This window comes from Haloarcula sp. R1-2 (genome assembly GCF_011627385.1).
Classification (GTDB): Archaea; Halobacteriota; Halobacteria; order Halobacteriales; family Haloarculaceae; genus Haloarcula; species Haloarcula marismortui.
Genome location: NZ_JAANTG010000001.1, coordinates 616,402 through 632,581, shown reverse-complemented (window position 1 = coordinate 632,581; position 16,180 = coordinate 616,402). Strand labels below are relative to the sequence as shown.

Below are 16,180 nucleotides of genomic sequence, written 5' to 3'. Positions count from 1 at the left end.
TTTGGAAATGCCCAGTAGTTATCTCACCGGGAGCGCAACGACGAAGTCGCTGCCGCCGGGGTCGCTTTCTTCAACCCAAATGTTGCCGCCGTAGCTATCGACCATCACTGAGACGAAATAGAGTCCGAACCCGGTCCCTGTCGATTCGGTTCCACGCTCTCCCTTCTCGAAGATTGCATCACGCTCTGCGGGTGGTATCCCGGGCCCGTCGTCAGCAATATGAAGGTGAACCATCGGCCCGACACGTTCCGTCGTCACCTCGATTGTGGTACCTGGGCCGCCGTGCTCGACAGCGTTTGTCAGGATGTTTCCGACGACATCGTCGAGAAGGTCGTCAGCCACGACCTCGATATCGTCATGGATGTCTGTCCTGAGCGTGCAGTCCTCGTCCATCGAGGCCGCTTTTTTCGTTGCCCCTTCGACGACCGGTCCTAGGGCGATTGTCTCTGCCTCTGTCAGCCCGTCGTCCGACATCGTGTTCAGGACGCTCCGGACCTTCTGTGTGAGGTCGACGATGTCCTGACTCCAGTCCAGAATCGTCTCTGCATAGTTCGACTGTGCGCCGTCGAGCGTGTCTGCAAGCGTCTCGGCGCGCGCTTCGATGACAGTCATCCCGTTGAGGATGTCGTGCCTAAGGATACTGTTGAAAAACTCCATCTGCTCTTCGCGGCGCTTGAGGTCCGTGATATCTGTCCCCTCGACGATTATCTTTCGAACAACGCCGTCGGCCGTTACCGGTCGGGCCACGACGGAAGTCGAAATACGCTGGCCATCTGCGCCGACGTGTTCGGCCTCGAACCTGACTGTCTCACCCGTTCTCGCCTGCTCGACAGCCTCCCGACACCGGTCCGCGACCGCCTCGTCGTGGTTCCACCAGGGCGTTTCACAGAACGGCTCCCCGCAAACGTCCGCAGCATCAGCGTCGATGAACCCGAGCGCCGTTTCGTTTACTCTGATGAGAGTCCCATCAGCGTCGAGAATACCGATGAACGTCTCCGGTGAGTTGAACGTCGCTTCTAACAGCCGCTGGCTCTCTTTGTGTGAATCGACCGCGATTTCGCGTTCAATCTCCGCTTCGACCCACTGGGTCAGATGTTCGAACAGTGTCTGTTGCCAGTCCGAGAACTCCGAAATTGCCTCATCGTCGTTGACGAAACACAGCGTCCCGTATTCCGACCCGTCCGCCCGAAGCGTCGTGCCGACGTACGCCTCCAGTCCGGCCTCCTTGTATGCCGGGTCGGCCGCCATTGATTCACTCGCGTTAGTGATGATGTGAATCCCGGAATCGTTGAGCGTGTGCTTGCAGTATGTCTCGGAGAGTGGGCGTTCGACGCCCGGTGAAATCGTCGACGGCAGACCACTACTGGCGACGACTTTGTGTTCGTCGCCGGAGACAACTGCAATGTGACCGTTCGGGAACCCCAGATGCTCTCGACCGACGGCCAAGACCGGCTCGACACGCTCCTGAAAGGTGGTTCCGCTGGCCGCCATCGCCGCAGTGAGGTCCTGCATAGCCGCGAGATAGCGATCCCGCTCGTCCGAATCGCTCCCCTCGTTCCCGTCCAGCGGATCATCCATAGCAGGTGACTCGACCTCCCCGGAATTGAAGATTCGGACCCGTTTCTCAGAAGCTGAAATGCGGCTGACCGATGGTAATGTGACAATCGGCCACCCCTACAGAGTTGCGTGCGGGAGTTCAACGTAGAAGGCTGCGCCGCCGAGGTCGCTGTCCTCGACCCAGATGTCGCCGCCGTAGCTCCGGACCATTGTGTCCACGAAGTAGAGGCCAAAGCCAGTCCCACCGGACTCAGACCCCTTCTCCCCACGCTCGAAGATGCGGCGAGCGTCACTGCTCGGAATCCCGTCTCCGTCGTCCGCAAGACAGACAGTCACGGTACCGTCTGCAACCGTCGTCGTCACGTCGATAGTCACGTCGTCGCCGCCGTGTTCGACCGCGTTGAGAAAGAGGTTCCCGAACACGTCATCGAGTAACTCGTCGGCAACGACAGTGACCGCCTGTTGATCGATCGTAACGGTACAGTCGTTGCTGACCGACCGGGCGCGGTCCGCTGCGTCCGCGAGGACGGCCTGTAGTTCCCGGTGCTCCTGGTCCCGCCCGTCGCCATCGGTGACGGTCTCAAGCACTGACCGGACCTTCTCGGTGAGTTCGATGAGGTCGTCGCTCCACTGGACGATTGTCGACGCGTACTCGCGTTCCTCGCTGTCGAGCGTCTCTTCGAGGAATTCGCCCCGCGCCCGGATGACGTTCATCCCATTGAGGATGTCGTGTTGCAGGATGCTGTTGAAGAAGTCCATCTGGTCGGTCTGGCGCTGAATGGCACGCTGCTGACGGCTCCTGACGACTGCGTACCGGAGCGCTCTCACGAGCCGGTCGCCGTCCAGATCCGCTTTCGGCAGGTAGTCTTGTGCGCCCCGGTTGATCGCTTCGACCGCCATCTCCCGGTCCTGCATTCCGGTGAGGACGATGATCGGCACCCCCTCTATTATCTCGGTTGCCCGGTCGAGTGTCGCGAGCCCTGTTGACTCGGGGAGTCCGAGGTCAAGCAGTACCACGTCGTAGGCTGCCCCCGACCGTTCGTCGACCGGTGCCAGTGACTCGACGTGGGAAATCGTCACGTCATCGACAAAATGCGCTACAGCCGGCGAATTTAGCTGGTGCTCGACGAGGCGGGCGTCACCCGGGTTGTCCTCGACGAGGAGCACGTCGAGCTGTATCGTCTCCGTCATGGCTATTTCGGCGGCCGCTTGACCACTGTAAGGAAGAATTCCTCGACGCTACTCACGATGTCGACGAAGCCGTCGAAGTCGACCGGCTTCGTCAGGTAGGCGTTTGCGTGGAGGTCATACGATTCGATGATGTCCTCCTCCGCCTCGGAACTGGTCAGCACGACGACTGGAATCCGGCGGAGCAACTCGTCATCCTTCATTTCTTCGAGGACCTCCTGTCCCCCTTTACGTGGCATATTGAGGTCGAGCAACAACAGGTCGGGCCGCGGTGCGTCGTCGTACTCACCTTCTTGCCGGAGGAACGATAGCGCCTCGACGCCGTCGTTGACCACGTGCAGATTGTTCAGCACCTTCCCCTTCTCCAGCGCTTTCTCGGTCAGTTTGACATCGCCGGGATTGTCCTCCGCCAGTAGAATCTCTACCGGTCGCCCCTCGCTGGACTCAGCCATCGCCGCTCACCTCCGTCACCGCGGGCAACGTAAACTTGAACATCGCGCCGTTGTCCGACGGTTCGACCCAGATACGCCCGTCGTGGCGCAGGACGATTCGCTGGCAGACGGCCAGTCCGATGCCGGTTCCGTCCGTGTCGTGTGCTCCAGCGCGATGGAAAATGTCGAACACCTCCTCGTGGTCCGCCGCCGGAATCCCCGGCCCGTTGTCCGAGACGGTGAACACAATATCGTCGTCATTTCTGTCCGCGCTGACCTCGATACGTGGTTCGATGCCGGCTTCCACGGCGTACTCAATGGCGTTGTCCAGCAGATTCTGAAACACCTGACCGACCTGATTGGGGTCGGCTTCGACGGGTGGCAGTGACTCCGCTGTGATGGTCGCGTCCACCTCCTCTATTCGCATCCGCAGGGCGTCCAGCGTGCGGTCGAGAACCGCCTCCGGGTCTGTCTCCTCGAAGTCACCCGAGTTTGTCTCGACCCGCGAGTACCGGAGCAAAGCATTGACCATCTCCTGCATTCGGCGGGCCCCGTCGACAGCGAAGGCCATGTACTCGGCGGCCTCGTCGTCGAGGTCGTCACCGTATTCGCTGTCCAGCAGGTCGACATAGCTCGACACCATCCGGAGGGGTTCCTGCAGGTCATGCGACGCGATGTAAGCAAACTGCTGGAGCGCCTCGTTTGAGCGCTCCAGTTCCGCCTGTTTGGACTTGAGCCGCGTCTCGCGTTCGACCCGGTTCAGTGCGGCGGCCCCGGTGCTCGCGAGAATTTCGAGCAGGAACCGCTCGTGGCTGTCGAAGGATTCGACAGTTGCCGAACCGATACACAACATTCCATAGTCCTCAAGCGGGAGAAACAACACCGTCCGTAGCGGTGCCTGGGGCGCTGATGGGTTCGAAAGCGCCTGATAGTCCTCGACGACGGTCGGACTGCCATCGTGAAACATGCGGTTTTCGTCGCTTTCGGGACCCATCGGTGAGAGGTCAGACGCCGTCTCCACCGCCGCGAAGTCTGCCGCCTCGCTTGTTGCACCAATCGGATAGAGGGTATCGTCGTCGCTGTTGTAGGACCACATCGCCGCCAGTGGCTGGTCGATGATGTGCTGTGCGATCTGTGTCACCGTGTCCGCGACCGCGCGCTCCGTGCGGGTGTACAGCAGTTCGTTCGTCGCCTCGCTGAGTGTTTCGATGCGTGCTTCGCGCCGTTTGAGGTCAGTGATGTCGCGGGCGACGCTGACCACCTGCGTTAGATCGCCGTCATTGTCGAACACCGGCCGATACCACGTCTCGAAGACGAGGTTATTGATCTCCTGTGTCACGCGAACCTCTTCGCCATCGAGAGCTTGTTCAACAGCCTCGATGATTTCCGGATACTGTTTATAGACCTCATACACCGGTACCCCTTCGAGTTCGCCGGGTTCTATCCCGAGTCCGTCCAGCCCCTTCCCGGCCGAGTACGTAAAGACGCCATCAGGGTCAAGCGTGAACACGACGACCGGGAGGTTCTCCATCAGCGTCTGGAGTTGCTTGCTCCGTTCAGTGTGTTTGCGCTCCTGTTGGCGGATCTCGGTCACGTCGTGAATGAACGCCACAACGCGGGTTGTGTCGTCAATGACGGCGCGTTCGAGCGACACTTCGACCCGCCGGCTCTCGCCGTCCGGGCCCCGTGTCGTCCACTCGACCTGTGCCGACCCCGATGTGGCTGCCTCCGTAATCAGGGCGTTTGCGTCTGCTGTCGAGAACCCCGGCGGGCTAAACTCGCCGACGTGCATCCCGACGATATCCGCCGGGGGACGCCCGAGCAACGCGCCCGCTGCCTCGTTAGCCCTGACGACTATCCCGGTGTCAGCGTCGTGGACCATAATCGGGTCCGGATTCGCCTGGAAAACGTCGCGGAAGAGAGCAGTGTCCTCCGTAGAAGCCATACGTGTGGTGCGGTGGCAGGCTACAAGACGGTATGCCTCTGGTTCTCAGCCGTGAGAACGGGGGCTACCAAGTGCCGTGGAAGGTGTCGAACTCCAGGGAGTCCAGTGGTTTCTCGCCGATAGCGATTTCGTACTCGCCGGGCGTGAGCATCGGTTTCTTGAACTGCGGGCCGTCGTCGGTGGTGATTCGGGGACAGCCGGTGTTAACGTAGGCGTCCATCCCGAAGTTCGTCAGCCGGTCCGGTGTCACCTCGTCCATGGTGATGAGGTAGGCGTTTTCGTTGTTTTCGACGATTTCCTCGGCCTGATCCCAGCGACCCTGGCCGATCTTGGTGCAGAAGATGACGCCCCATGACTCGGCGTCCATCGCGCGGTGGACCGCGCCGTAGCGCTGTTTCATGAACTTCTCCGTGTCGGCGACGGTGACGACGTTGTTGACGGGGTCGGCGATGACGACGTGTTTCTCCGGGTGCTCCATCGCCAGCCCAAGCGGGTGGAACTTCCCGCCACCGACATACAGCATCTGGTCGGCGTCAACGTCGGCACTGGCGTAGTTACAGCCGAGCACCTGTCCTTCGTGGGTCAGTCGCTCGTCGCCGCGCTGCGTGTGGACCGTGTAGCCACGCTCTTCCAGCCACTCGCGCATTTCGTCGAACTTGTTCATGTGCTGGGCCGTTGTCACGAGCCCCACATCAGGGTCGTCTTCGGGGTCGGCGAGCTGTTCCTCCCGGGCCTGCTCCATGATGGGGAAGACGTCGACGTTGGAGAACAGCGGGACGTAGATGATCTTGTCCGATTCTTTCATCGGCGAGTGGCCGAAGTGGACGAACACGTCCGTCCGGCGCATCATGTACGTATCGAGGTCACAGGCACCGTAGCAGGGCTGGCCCGAGAGCAACACCGTCACGTCGTCAGGCAGTTCCTCGCGGAGATCATCGGCCACGGCCGGGCCACGGCGCTTCAGCCCCTCGGGGAACTGCAGTCCCACTTTCTCTGCGTCGCGTTCCTCGACGGCCTCGACGATTCGGTCGAGTTCGTAATCCCACTCGCGGTCGTGCTTGAGCGACAGTCCAGTGTTCCGGAGGTCGCCGTCAGTCCGCTCTTGACTCATTGCACCCCTGTATCCGTTCGAGAGTCATAACCCCCGTGTTTCGATGAGCGCCAGTCACTCCATAATCTCGGCGAGTCGGCGCTCGACCCGCTCGACATTTTCTTCTAGGTCCTGCGCCAGTCGGTGCTGGGTCTCGTTTGCGTCAGCCAGCTCGTCGATGGACTCGGACACCTCGGCGGCACGTTGGGCGATTTCGTCGATCATGCTAGCGATTTCTTCGGCGCTTGCGGCCTGGTCGTCCGTCGCCGCCGCGACTTCGCCGATGCCCTGTTCCGTCTCCGAGGTCGCGTCGACGATGGCCTGCTGGTTGTCTAGCACCGTCTCTATGTCGGTGAGTGCCTGCTGAATCGCGTCCGTCGTCTCCTCGACGTTTTCGGCGGTGCTGTCGGCCATCTCGCGGACCTCCCCGACGATGCGCTCGACTTCGTCAGCGTGCTGTTTGGACTCGTCGGCCAGTTCCTTGATCTCGTCGGCGACGACCGCGAACCCGTCGCTGTCGCTGTTGCTTCGCGCGGCTTCGATGTTGGCGTTCAGCGCCAGCATATTCGTCTGGTCCGCGATGTCGTTGATCACCTCGACGAACTCGTCGATCTCCTCGATATGGCCCCGGAGTTCCGTCGAGTCCGACGCGACCTGTTCGGCGGATTCAGTCGCGTCTTCGACGCGTTCGATGGTTTCCTCGGCTGTCTCGACGGATTCCTCGGCGAGTTCCCTGGCCTCACCGCTCTGGCTGCTCACTTCCTCGGCACTGGAGGCGATTTCCTCGACAGTCGCACTGAACCCGGAGACCTCGGACTGGACCTCATCGAGGTTTTCAGACTGCTCGCCGGCCATCTGCTTGATATCGTCGGACTGCTCGGTAACGGCCGCGGCGGAGTCGCCGATTTCGCCGACCGCTGACTCGACGTCCGTCGCCATCTGTGACTGGAGGCTCTGGAGCGCCTCACGCTGTTCGACGATATCGCTGAAATCGATCAGTAGCTCTAAGGCACCGACAGCGTCCCCGCCGGGACCCATGAGCGGAATAGCCACCGCTCGCGCGTGTGCCATCGTCCCGTCGGGTCGTTCTGCGGAGCGGAACTCGTCTTCTCGGACTGGCTCCCCAGTCCTGATGACTTCCTGGGCGAGCGTCTCGTCCTGTCCCTCTGTGCCGAACACGTCGTATGCGTTCATCCCGACAGCCTCGCTCGCCGGGAGCCCAAGGATGTTTTCAACCGCCTGGTTCCAGTGCGTGATATCGCCGTCCGCGTCGACCACGAACGCCGGCTCCGGTAAATCTGCCACAAGCGATTCGAATGCGTGAAGCCAGAACTCTCCACTGTTGTCCATAGATTCCGGCAACAGTCTGCTCGTTGTAGCTTGTTTAGCCATTATTGTAAGGACCAACGGGCAGGATATATCATTTCTGGCTGATTACAACCACTGATAACTCCGGCTCGCCATATCGAGACCGAGCAAGGCTGGCTATGTGCAACTGGAACTACAGTTCCGGGTCCCGCCCAACGTAACAGACGCAGCCTATTGTGCTAGCACTGAGGCACTGTCCTGCGTATAACAACCCGGTTTCGGCAGGCCTATACCGCCCGAGTCCATACGATATAGCGATGAGTATCGAGACCGATACCGCCGCTGACATCGACGGTGACCGCGTCGAGGCACTCGCTACAGAGTTCGGCGAAGCAATCGCCGAGCTCCCGGTGTACCAGCGATTCAAGGAGACGAAAGACGCCGTCGAAAACCATGACGAGGCGCAGGCGGCCATCAAGGAGTTCGAGCAGATCCGCGAGGAGTTCATGCTCGCCCGCCAGACCGGGAACGCCTCTCAGGAGGACCTCCGGAAGGTCCAGCAAAAGCAGGAGGAACTTCACGACATCCCGGTGATGAGCGACTATCTTGAGGCCCAGAACGAACTCGAACTGCGCCTGCAGGAACTCAACGAGATCGTGTCCGAGGAACTGGCTGTCGACTTCGGCCAGAAAGCCGGCGGTTGCTGCGAGGACTGAACCCCGGTATTTTTCGCGGTCGTACTTTTCGCCGACCCTGAAGCTGCCGGTCAGGAGCGCCGATGCCGCCGACAGCTATTGCCAGTCAGCGAAACACTTGACCGGCTGAGGGTTACTCCTCGACTTCGGTTTTCACCACGACCGCTGGTCGCTCGCTCAGCCTGAGCACTTTGTCGGTGATGCTGCCGAGGAGACTCCGGTACTCCGCCGGCCGCCGCTTCGTCCCGAGCACGAGCAGATCGACGTCCGCCTCGTCGGCGGTTTCGATGATGGATTCGGCCGGCCGTCCGTGTTTCAGGGTCGTCGTTGCGTCGACGCCCGACGCCTCCGCGTCGGCCTGTATCCGGGCCAGCGTCTCCTGACCCGTCTCTTCGAGACCATGCTCGGGCCCCTCCGATTCGTCGACGTATTCGTCACCGCTGTAGGCCGTGTACACGTCCTCGTCAACGACATACAGCACGTGGAGGGCCGCACCGTGTTCCGCTGCGAGGGAAATCGCGTGGGACTCGGCGTTGGTTGAAGCTTCTGTTCCATCCGAGGCGAGGAGAATGTGATCGTACATACAGGTTGTATTTCTCTCAGTTGGTAAATAAACCGAGGGCTCCGTTCTCAGACAGCGAGAGGCCCCACGACGACCGAAAGCCATCGGCGACTGCGGAGGTCGGTTCGAATTGCTGGCCGAAGTATCCGTACAGCAGCCAGCGACCGACGGCCCGGCGTCTTCGAAACATCTTAGCGACCGGGCGTGGCATCTCCCGACATGACAGTCGAATCTGATTGGGACGACTGGCTCCCGCGTGCGGTGGAGTCGGCGACACCCGACGGACTGGCGATCTGGTATCTGGGCTGTAACGGCTTCATCGTGAAATCCAGTGGCGGGACGACCGTCTTCATCGACCCGTATCTCGGCACGGGCGACCCGCCGCGGACCGTCCGGATGGTCCCAGTGCCGTTCAATCCCGAAGACATCACCGAGTGCGACGCGGTTCTGGGTACCCACGAGCATACCGACCACGTTCACGGGCCGTCACAAGCGCCGATTCTCGCCGGGACAGGCGCGGACTACTATACGACTGACAGTGGTCACGACGTTATCCGAGAGGAGGCGTGGCTGGAGAACTACAGCGTCACCGACGACCAGCTCCACGAAGTCACGGAGGGGGACACGCTCGAAATCGGCGACCTGACAGTTCACGTCGAACCGGCCAACGATCCCGACGCCGAGCACCCGGTGTCGTACGTGTTCGAACACGACGCCGGTACGTTCTTCCACGGCGGCGACGCCCGCCCCGGCGAGTTCGAGTCTGTCGGCGAGCACTACGACATTGACGTCGGCGTTCTCGCGTTCGGGACGGTCGGGATGATCGACGACAAGGAGACCGGCGAACCGACGCGAACGCAGTGGTACAACGACGAGAACATGATTATCGAAGCCGCGAACGAACTCCAGCTGGACACCCTCATCCCGACCCACTGGGACATGTGGAAGGGAATGACAACGGAGCCGACCGTCCTGCACAACCACGCCAACAGCTTCGAGCATCCCTCGACGTTTTCAATCATTGAAATCGGCGATCGGTACGACCTCGACTGAAAGCGGTCTGCCAGTGCTGAGCAGACGGATTATCAGTCCTTCCTGTCTCACGCCCTGTTCGTGTTACTGAGCTTACGTCTAACACATTATATTAATGACCGTCGTATAGAAAAAAGGCGTAAATGTTGGTCAGGTACGTACCTTTAATACTATTGCTGAGACCATACAGACCATGAGCAATTCGCAAGCCTACGACGAAGTCACTGTCGCTGCCGATGGTGTGACAGTGACCAAGCGGTTCGAGGCGGACGAGTTTCCCGTGCCCGCGATAGCGTTTAATCTCACTTCGCGGCGGTCCGTTCCGGTGACAGTCAGGCTAGTCGACACTGTTCCAGACGACGTGGCAGTCGAGGATCTGGGCTTCCACCCCGAGTACGGCAGCGAGTACTGGGACATCAACGAAAACCGGATCGCCTTCGAGAAGGAACTTGAAGCCGAAGCCGACTACACGACTGTCTACGGCATTCGTGCGACGGGCACCGACGACGTCGAGAAATTCTTGACGGAACCCGAAATCGAGAGTGTGGACCCGCCACTGGATGAAGACCAGGAGGACCTCGTCGGAGGCGGCGACGAGGCTGTCCGAGACGTCATCGCTGGTGACGCCGACAGCGTTCCCGGCCTCGAAGACGATGACGACGAGGACATCGAGACGCTCGACCTCTCGGACCCGAACAACCCGGACTCAAGTGTCGAAGCCCCCGAAGAGAGCAACGCCGCACCGGCGGACTCCGAGGTACAATCCGGCGCTGTCGTTGCGACGATGGCACAGGAAATCCGCGATCAGAATGTCTCACCCGAAGACGTGAAGCTCCTCAAGCGCGCGCTTGACGCCGTTTCTGAGGACGACAGCGACACTGGCGGCGTCAATGATGCTCGGATTCAGCGCATCCAGAGCGATGTTGCAGACCTCCGTGCGTACACCGATGCCCTCGAAGAGTTCCTCGAGGAGAACGGCACTGGCGAGGACATGATTCAGGAGTTCGGCGAGCGCCTCGATTCCTTCGAAGAGGCCTTGGAAGGGTTTCAGGACGAGGTCCAGTCGGCGACGAATACAGCCACGTCCGCCTCCGACAAGGTCGACGAGCTTTCCGGAGAAGTCGAGAGCGTCGAAGGGCAGCTTGACGATCTCGAAGACGACATCGAAGCCGTCCGCGAGGAGATTGACGATGGGAAACTCGCTGACCGGATAAACGAAACCGAATCGGAGATCGAAGAGCTCAAACAGTGGCGCGAACAGCTGTCGTCGGTCATCGGCGGCGGCGACTAACCGAACTCGTTTTACCGGTCCCCCGTCTGTGCCTGCATAATGACGACGACGAGAGTGGCCGTCCCGCGCAAGGGCCGGCCCCTCGAAGCAGTGCTGGAGCGACTCGCCGGACGCACGGGGACGACCGACCTGGCCGACGATATCATCTCGACGCTTCGCTACGAGAAGGCCGTCACCAAAGGCAATCAGGACGCGGTCGCCGACGTGTACCATCGCATCAGCGATTACTCCTCGCTCGATGCGCCATACAAGCCAGAGTATACGCTGCTCCGTGACGACCGCGACGGGATGCCCCGACGGATCGTCTTCGACAGCGTCACCGTCCCGACCGAACACGGTGACGTCCAGCTGGTCGGCCGCGAGGAACCGTTCCGGGCGCTCCGGACACACGAGTTTGCGCTCGGGTTCGACAGCGCCGACCTCGTGCTCGAAGAAGTCGTTCAGCTTCGGGACGAACCGCTGACCGCCATCCACGAGATCAACGACCGCATCGATCCGCTGGACACCGACGTACGGGTCGTGACCGGGCTGGGCGATACAGTGTATCACACACTGCTAGCGACGCCGGAGGTCATGGACACACAGGACGGGCCTCTCGACCGGGATTTCGTCACCAACTACGAGGGTGAACTCTGTATCTCACCGCGGTACGAGCGGCTCGTTGAAGCCGTCCTCGGGACGAGTGCGCTCGATGGCGTCTCCTTTACGTATCCCACGGAGGGCGGCGAGGAAGAGGCAGACATCGCGGCGACCGGCCTCGGCGTCTACCTCACCGTTACGGGGTCGACTGCGCGGGACCACGGGCTCGAACTCGGCGAGCAGCTGTTCCCTAGCGAAACCGTCCTTCTGGAAAACGCTCACGAGCGCACCGAGACGACGGAACGGGTCGCCAGTCTGTTCGAGGAACCAGAAGAAACAGCGCTGCAGTCGATTTAGGTTCAGAGACGCCGCCGCTGAATGAGTTTCGCGGCGACGCCGACGGGCACGACGACCCACGCGACGAGTCCCGCAGCGACCATTGGCGTGGTCAGCCCGGCCTGTGCCAGCACGCTCCCGAAGCCGCCGGCGACCACGTCCACCTGCGAGAGCGCGAGTACCCGGAAACAGTCCACGGGGTTGAGCAGTATCGCCGCGGCGATAGCGCCGGACCCGAGGTCGAACCCCGCGACGGCCCCTAGCGCCACCAGGTCGTGCAACAGCGCGACCCACAGCCAGATGGCGAGTGCGGCACCGAGCGCGTGGGTTTTCGTCCGTGCGACCGTCGAGACCAGCACCGCCACGCCGAGCATCGCACAGCCGGTCAACACCGCTGCGAGGGCGACCGCCGCGTACTGGCCGACGCTGGCGAGGCCGATGTAGCGGACAGTCAACAGCGCGCCGGGAACGAAGCCGAGCAACATCGCGCCGGACAGCACCGCCGCCCGGCCGATGGCAGTGCCGATGACGACACGGCCTTTCGTGACCGGGAGCGCGAGCATGAGTTCGAGCGAGCCGCGCTCGTCGGCACCGACAATGGCGTCGTAGCCGACCGCTAGCGCGGTCAGCGGGACGAGGTAGACGCCGAGTTCGGCGATAGTCGCAACCACCGCGTCAAACCGACCCGGGCCGACCGAGCTCGCGCCGAACTGGACGACTGCGGTGGTAAAGAGGCCGAACAGCAGCGCCACGCCGAGCGCCCACCGGCTCCGGACGGCCAGCCGGTACTCCCGACGAGCGATGGTCAGCAGACTGCTGTCGGCAAGCCGGGCGAGCGCCGATTCGTCGGTCGTATCCGTGGCCGTATGCCCCTCGGTTCCACCGTCGTGTAACCGGGTGGCTGGAGCGTCGACCGAAACGACGCCGCCGTCGGGGGCCGGGTCCGTCGATGACTCGTCCTCGCTCATGCCGGCTCACCTCCCGAGTCCTCGGTCGCCGCCTCCGCAGCCGCTGCCGACGCTGTGCTGTCGGAGCCGGAGCCATCGCCGTTATCCGCCCCGACGGCCTCGTGGAACGCGGCTTCGAGGCCTGGTTCGCGGACCTCGAAGCGGTCGATGTTGGCCCCCTCACCAACGGCGGTCAGGAGGTCGTAAGCATCAGCCGGCGTGGTCCGTGCCGTCACGTCCGCACCGGAGCGGCTGACGCTGGACACTGCCTCGTGGTCCCCGAGGTCGGTCACCGCGGCGCTCGCGGCCGCCTCGGACGCAAGCGACAGCGACACCGTCACCTGGTCGGCGGCGGCGCGGCGAAGCTCTTCGACTGGCCCCGCGGTTGCCACCTGTCCGTCGGCGATGATGACCGCCGCCGAGCAGAGCCGCTGAATCTCCCCGAGCGCGTGCGAGGAGAAGACGATAGTCACGTCCATCTCGGCTGCAAGGGCTTCCACGACCTCGTGGAACGCCCGGATGCCGTCGGGGTCGAGCCCCGCGGTCGGTTCGTCGAGTATCAACACGGCCGGCTCGCCGACGAGCGCCGTCCCGAGGCCGAGCCGGCGGTTCATTCCGTTTGAGTAGCCGCCGACGCGTCGGTCCGCGGCGTCCGCGAGTCCGACAGTGTGCAGGATGCGCTCGACGTGGTGGTCTCGGTCCTCCCGGGGTACCGAGCGCATCCGGGCGTGGAAGCTGAGTATTTCGCGGCCAGTCAGGCTCGGCGGGAAGCCGGCGTGTTCCGGCAGGTAGCGCACTCGCTCGCGAACGGTGGTCCCGTCGGTCGGGTCCGCACCGGCGACTGAGACGCTCCCCTCGTCCGGTCGGTTCAGCCCGACAAGCAGTTTGAACAGCGTCGTCTTGCCGGCCCCGTTCGTGCCGAACACGCCGAGGGTGGCTCCCTGTTCGACAGACAGACTCAGTCCGTCAAGCGCCTGCACATCGCCGTAGGCTTTCGATACGTCGTCGACGTCAATCACGTTCATAGTAGCTCCTCCAGTTCTCGTGGGGTGGTTCGGTGAGCGGGCGGGCATCGACCACGCCGGGCGACTGAACGACTGGAACGGACGACTCAGCCAGCCGAACGGCGTCGAAGGCCGGGCTACTGGCGAACACCCGTGCTGCGGGCTTTTCGGCGGTCACCTGCTGGACCGTCCCAGCCGGCTGGTAGCGGGTGTCGCCGACACCGTCGTCGTCAACATCGGTCGGGTTCGCCCGGGACCAGTAGTTCCCGACGCTTTCGTTCCAGTGGACCTGGTCGCTCATCACCGCGAGCACCGGCCTGTTGTTGCGAATGAAACTGTTCTCGGTCACGGTGCCGTCGGTGCTCCCCGCGGCGATGTGGACGCCGATGTTGTTGCCGACGACGAGGTTTCCGATGATGCGGTTGCTGACGGAGTTGTAGACGAACAGCCCGTTCTCGTTGTCGACGAGGTGGTTGCCGCGGATGTCCGTGTCGTCGATACTCTTGACGAGGATACCGTGGCCGGACTGTCCGCTGTTGTTCACCGCAACGTTGTCCTCGATGACGAGGTGTTTCGACACCATCAGCGCGTACCCGACGTCGTTGTCGAAGGCGGTGTTGTTCCGCAGGTTCGAGTCGTCGGAGTACATGTAGTGGACCCCGTACCGGAGGCCCCACATCGTGTTTTCGCTGGCGTTGACGTCTTTCGCCCAGTTGAAGTAGAGCCCGTCCCGGACGGTGGTGATGTCGTTGTTCCGGATGACGCTGTCCTCGGTCTTCCATATCTGGATGCCGTTGCCCCGCTTGGTCAACTGCGTTATCTCCTCGCGGCCGACGATGGTGTTGTTGCGGACCTCGGCGTCGTCGACGCCGTCGAGCCAGATGCCGAAGGTCATGTCGGTCACGCGGCTGTTACGGACAGTGACCTCGCTTGCGTTGACGAATATCGCGGCGTCGTTCGTCGCCGTGCTGTAGCCGCTGTTGCGGACCCAGAGATCTGATACGGTAACGCCCTGGGCTTCGACGGCGAGCACATCGCCCTCGCCATCACCGTGCAGCAACGTCGACCCGGGACCGCTCCCGGCCAGCGTGACGTTCGGCGTCGTCACGACGAGAGTCTCGTCGAAGCGACCGTCAAGCGTGACGGTGTCGCCGGGGTCCGCCGCGTCGACCGCCGCTTGCGCGCTGTCGTACGTTTGGCCGTCGACCGTCGCGGTGCCGTCGGCCGACGGGGTGGTGAACGAGTCGGTGTCGGGCACGTCGGGGTCGAAGGCGAGGTCGTCGCGGGTGCCGTCGGCCTCACCGGCGCTGGCCATCCCGACAGCCATGACCGACAGCACGAGCAGGACCGCGGTACCAACGGCGAACACTCGCTCGAAATCGTGGGACAGTGGGCTCATGAGTGGGTTTCTGGTTTGTCAGGTTCGGCCGCGGTGGTCGTCGGACGGTGCGGGGCGCCTTCCTCATCGTCAGTATCGTCGTCACGGTCCCGAACGGCGTCGGGAAGCCCGGTGAGCCCGTTGCGAATTCGGGCCGGGAGTTCGCTGAACGTCGCCGCCTGGTCGCGGTAGTAGTACGAAACCGCAAGCAGTCCGACGGCCGTGGCGGCCATGTACGCGCCGAGGCCGAACCGGGAGACGCTAGTGATGTTGGCGACCTGGTACTGCCCCCACAGCGGCGGTGTGAAGCCGGCGACGCCCATCACCGGCGCACCCGGGTCGAGCGTGTGCCCGGCCTGCCAGAGCCGGAACTGGATGTCGCCGAGCATCACGGTGAACACAAGCACGGTGCCGCCGAACTGGTATTTCAGGCCGCGTTTGAGCTTCTCGGTAGTCGGTGCGACGGCGACGAACACCGACAGCAGCGAGACGCCGATGAACGCCACCGGGCCAAGGGACCACTCGGGCACGTCGATGGCGTTCTCCTCAACGGGGAAGTTCGGCTCGACTAACACCGGGTCGGGGAAGTAGAACCCAATGTAGTGGTTCAGCCGCGCCATCTCGGTGAAGTCTCCAGTCAGCCGCGGGTAGGCGTACAGGGAGACGTGAAGCGTCGTGCTCGGGTACTGGACCGCGTCGACGCTAATGTGCCACATCGGGAACGCGAGCGCCGCGACGAACAGCAGCGCCGCTACCGCGGGGAGGCCCCGCCGGATCTCGCGGAAGTCGTCGAAAGTAGGTCGTTGCATGGCTGGACACCTCCGAAGCGGGCCGTGG

16 protein-coding genes are annotated in these 16,180 nt (G+C 62.6%); 4 read left to right on the top strand and 12 right to left on the bottom strand.

Going from position 1 to position 16,180, the window contains the following annotated elements; genetic code table 11:
• Positions 1 to 18 precede the first annotated feature (18 nt).
• From G9C82_RS03105 to G9C82_RS03080, 6 genes are all read right to left on the bottom strand, one after another.
• Entirely contained in the window at positions 19 to 1,578 is a 1,560-nt protein-coding gene (locus tag G9C82_RS03105) for an ATP-binding protein (protein WP_127013344.1), read from the bottom strand.
• 96 nt (positions 1,579 to 1,674) lie between these two features.
• Entirely contained in the window at positions 1,675 to 2,748 is a 1,074-nt protein-coding gene (locus G9C82_RS03100) for a hybrid sensor histidine kinase/response regulator (RefSeq protein WP_127013343.1), read from the bottom strand.
• A gap of 2 nt (positions 2,749 to 2,750) precedes the next feature.
• Positions 2,751 to 3,197 (bottom strand): response regulator, encoded by a 447-nt coding sequence (locus G9C82_RS03095; RefSeq protein WP_127013342.1) that lies wholly within the window; start codon positions 3,195 to 3,197, stop codon positions 2,751 to 2,753.
• Positions 3,190 to 5,121 (bottom strand): ATP-binding protein, encoded by a 1,932-nt coding sequence (locus G9C82_RS03090; RefSeq protein ID WP_127013341.1) that lies wholly within the window; start codon positions 5,119 to 5,121, stop codon positions 3,190 to 3,192. The genes G9C82_RS03095 and G9C82_RS03090 overlap by 8 nt, the downstream gene beginning before the upstream one ends.
• Before the next feature lie 64 nt (positions 5,122 to 5,185).
• The gene (gene dph2 / locus G9C82_RS03085; protein WP_127013340.1) at positions 5,186 to 6,232 is read right to left on the bottom strand and encodes a diphthamide biosynthesis enzyme Dph2; all 1,047 of its coding nucleotides are present in this window, start codon (positions 6,230 to 6,232) and stop codon (positions 5,186 to 5,188) included.
• A 54-nt stretch (positions 6,233 to 6,286) separates the two neighbouring features.
• Positions 6,287 to 7,561, bottom strand: coding sequence for a methyl-accepting chemotaxis protein (locus G9C82_RS03080; RefSeq protein ID WP_127013339.1), 1,275 nt, complete (start codon positions 7,559 to 7,561; stop codon positions 6,287 to 6,289).
• 275 nt (positions 7,562 to 7,836) lie between these two features.
• On the opposite strand from G9C82_RS03080, the gene G9C82_RS03075 reads away from it, so the two are divergent.
• Positions 7,837 to 8,235, top strand: a complete 399-nt coding sequence (locus tag G9C82_RS03075) for a YlbF family regulator (RefSeq protein WP_004962180.1) — start codon at positions 7,837 to 7,839, stop codon at positions 8,233 to 8,235.
• A gap of 112 nt (positions 8,236 to 8,347) precedes the next feature.
• Here G9C82_RS03075 and G9C82_RS03070 read toward each other — a convergent pair whose 3' ends face one another.
• Entirely contained in the window at positions 8,348 to 8,797 is a 450-nt protein-coding gene (locus G9C82_RS03070) for a universal stress protein (protein WP_007189911.1), read from the bottom strand.
• A 16-nt stretch (positions 8,798 to 8,813) separates the two neighbouring features.
• Complete coding sequence (locus tag G9C82_RS03065; protein WP_160164319.1) at positions 8,814 to 8,966, bottom strand: hypothetical protein; 153 nt, start codon at positions 8,964 to 8,966, stop codon at positions 8,814 to 8,816.
• Positions 8,967 to 8,995: 29 nt separating this feature from the next.
• Between G9C82_RS03065 and G9C82_RS03060 the strand changes: the two genes are divergently transcribed.
• From G9C82_RS03060 to G9C82_RS03050, 3 genes are all read left to right on the top strand, one after another.
• The gene (locus G9C82_RS03060; protein ID WP_127013338.1) at positions 8,996 to 9,829 is read left to right on the top strand and encodes an MBL fold metallo-hydrolase; all 834 of its coding nucleotides are present in this window, start codon (positions 8,996 to 8,998) and stop codon (positions 9,827 to 9,829) included.
• Between the two features lie 172 nt (positions 9,830 to 10,001).
• Positions 10,002 to 11,099 (top strand): hypothetical protein, encoded by a 1,098-nt coding sequence (locus tag G9C82_RS03055; protein WP_007189909.1) that lies wholly within the window; start codon positions 10,002 to 10,004, stop codon positions 11,097 to 11,099.
• Positions 11,100 to 11,138: 39 nt separating this feature from the next.
• Positions 11,139 to 12,035: a hypothetical protein gene (locus G9C82_RS03050; RefSeq protein WP_007189908.1), complete on the top strand. Its 897-nt coding sequence runs from the start codon at positions 11,139 to 11,141 to the stop codon at positions 12,033 to 12,035.
• A gap of 2 nt (positions 12,036 to 12,037) precedes the next feature.
• Here G9C82_RS03050 and G9C82_RS03045 read toward each other — a convergent pair whose 3' ends face one another.
• The 4 genes from G9C82_RS03045 to G9C82_RS03030 are packed head-to-tail and all read right to left on the bottom strand — an operon-like array spanning position 12,038 to position 16,152.
• Entirely contained in the window at positions 12,038 to 12,982 is a 945-nt protein-coding gene (locus G9C82_RS03045) for an ABC transporter permease (protein ID WP_127013337.1), read from the bottom strand.
• Positions 12,979 to 13,986: an ABC transporter ATP-binding protein gene (locus G9C82_RS03040; RefSeq protein ID WP_127013336.1), complete on the bottom strand. Its 1,008-nt coding sequence runs from the start codon at positions 13,984 to 13,986 to the stop codon at positions 12,979 to 12,981. The genes G9C82_RS03045 and G9C82_RS03040 overlap by 4 nt, the downstream gene beginning before the upstream one ends.
• Positions 13,973 to 15,364 carry a nitrous oxide reductase family maturation protein NosD gene (locus tag G9C82_RS03035; RefSeq protein WP_127013335.1) on the bottom strand — a complete coding sequence of 464 codons (1,392 nt, stop codon included), beginning with the start codon at positions 15,362 to 15,364 and terminating at the stop codon, positions 13,973 to 13,975. Before G9C82_RS03035 ends, G9C82_RS03040 begins: the two co-directional genes overlap by 14 nt.
• On the bottom strand, positions 15,361 to 16,152 hold the full coding sequence (locus tag G9C82_RS03030; RefSeq protein WP_127013334.1) for a hypothetical protein: 792 nt from the start codon (positions 16,150 to 16,152) through the stop codon (positions 15,361 to 15,363). The genes G9C82_RS03035 and G9C82_RS03030 overlap by 4 nt, the downstream gene beginning before the upstream one ends.
• Positions 16,153 to 16,180 lie beyond the last annotated feature (28 nt).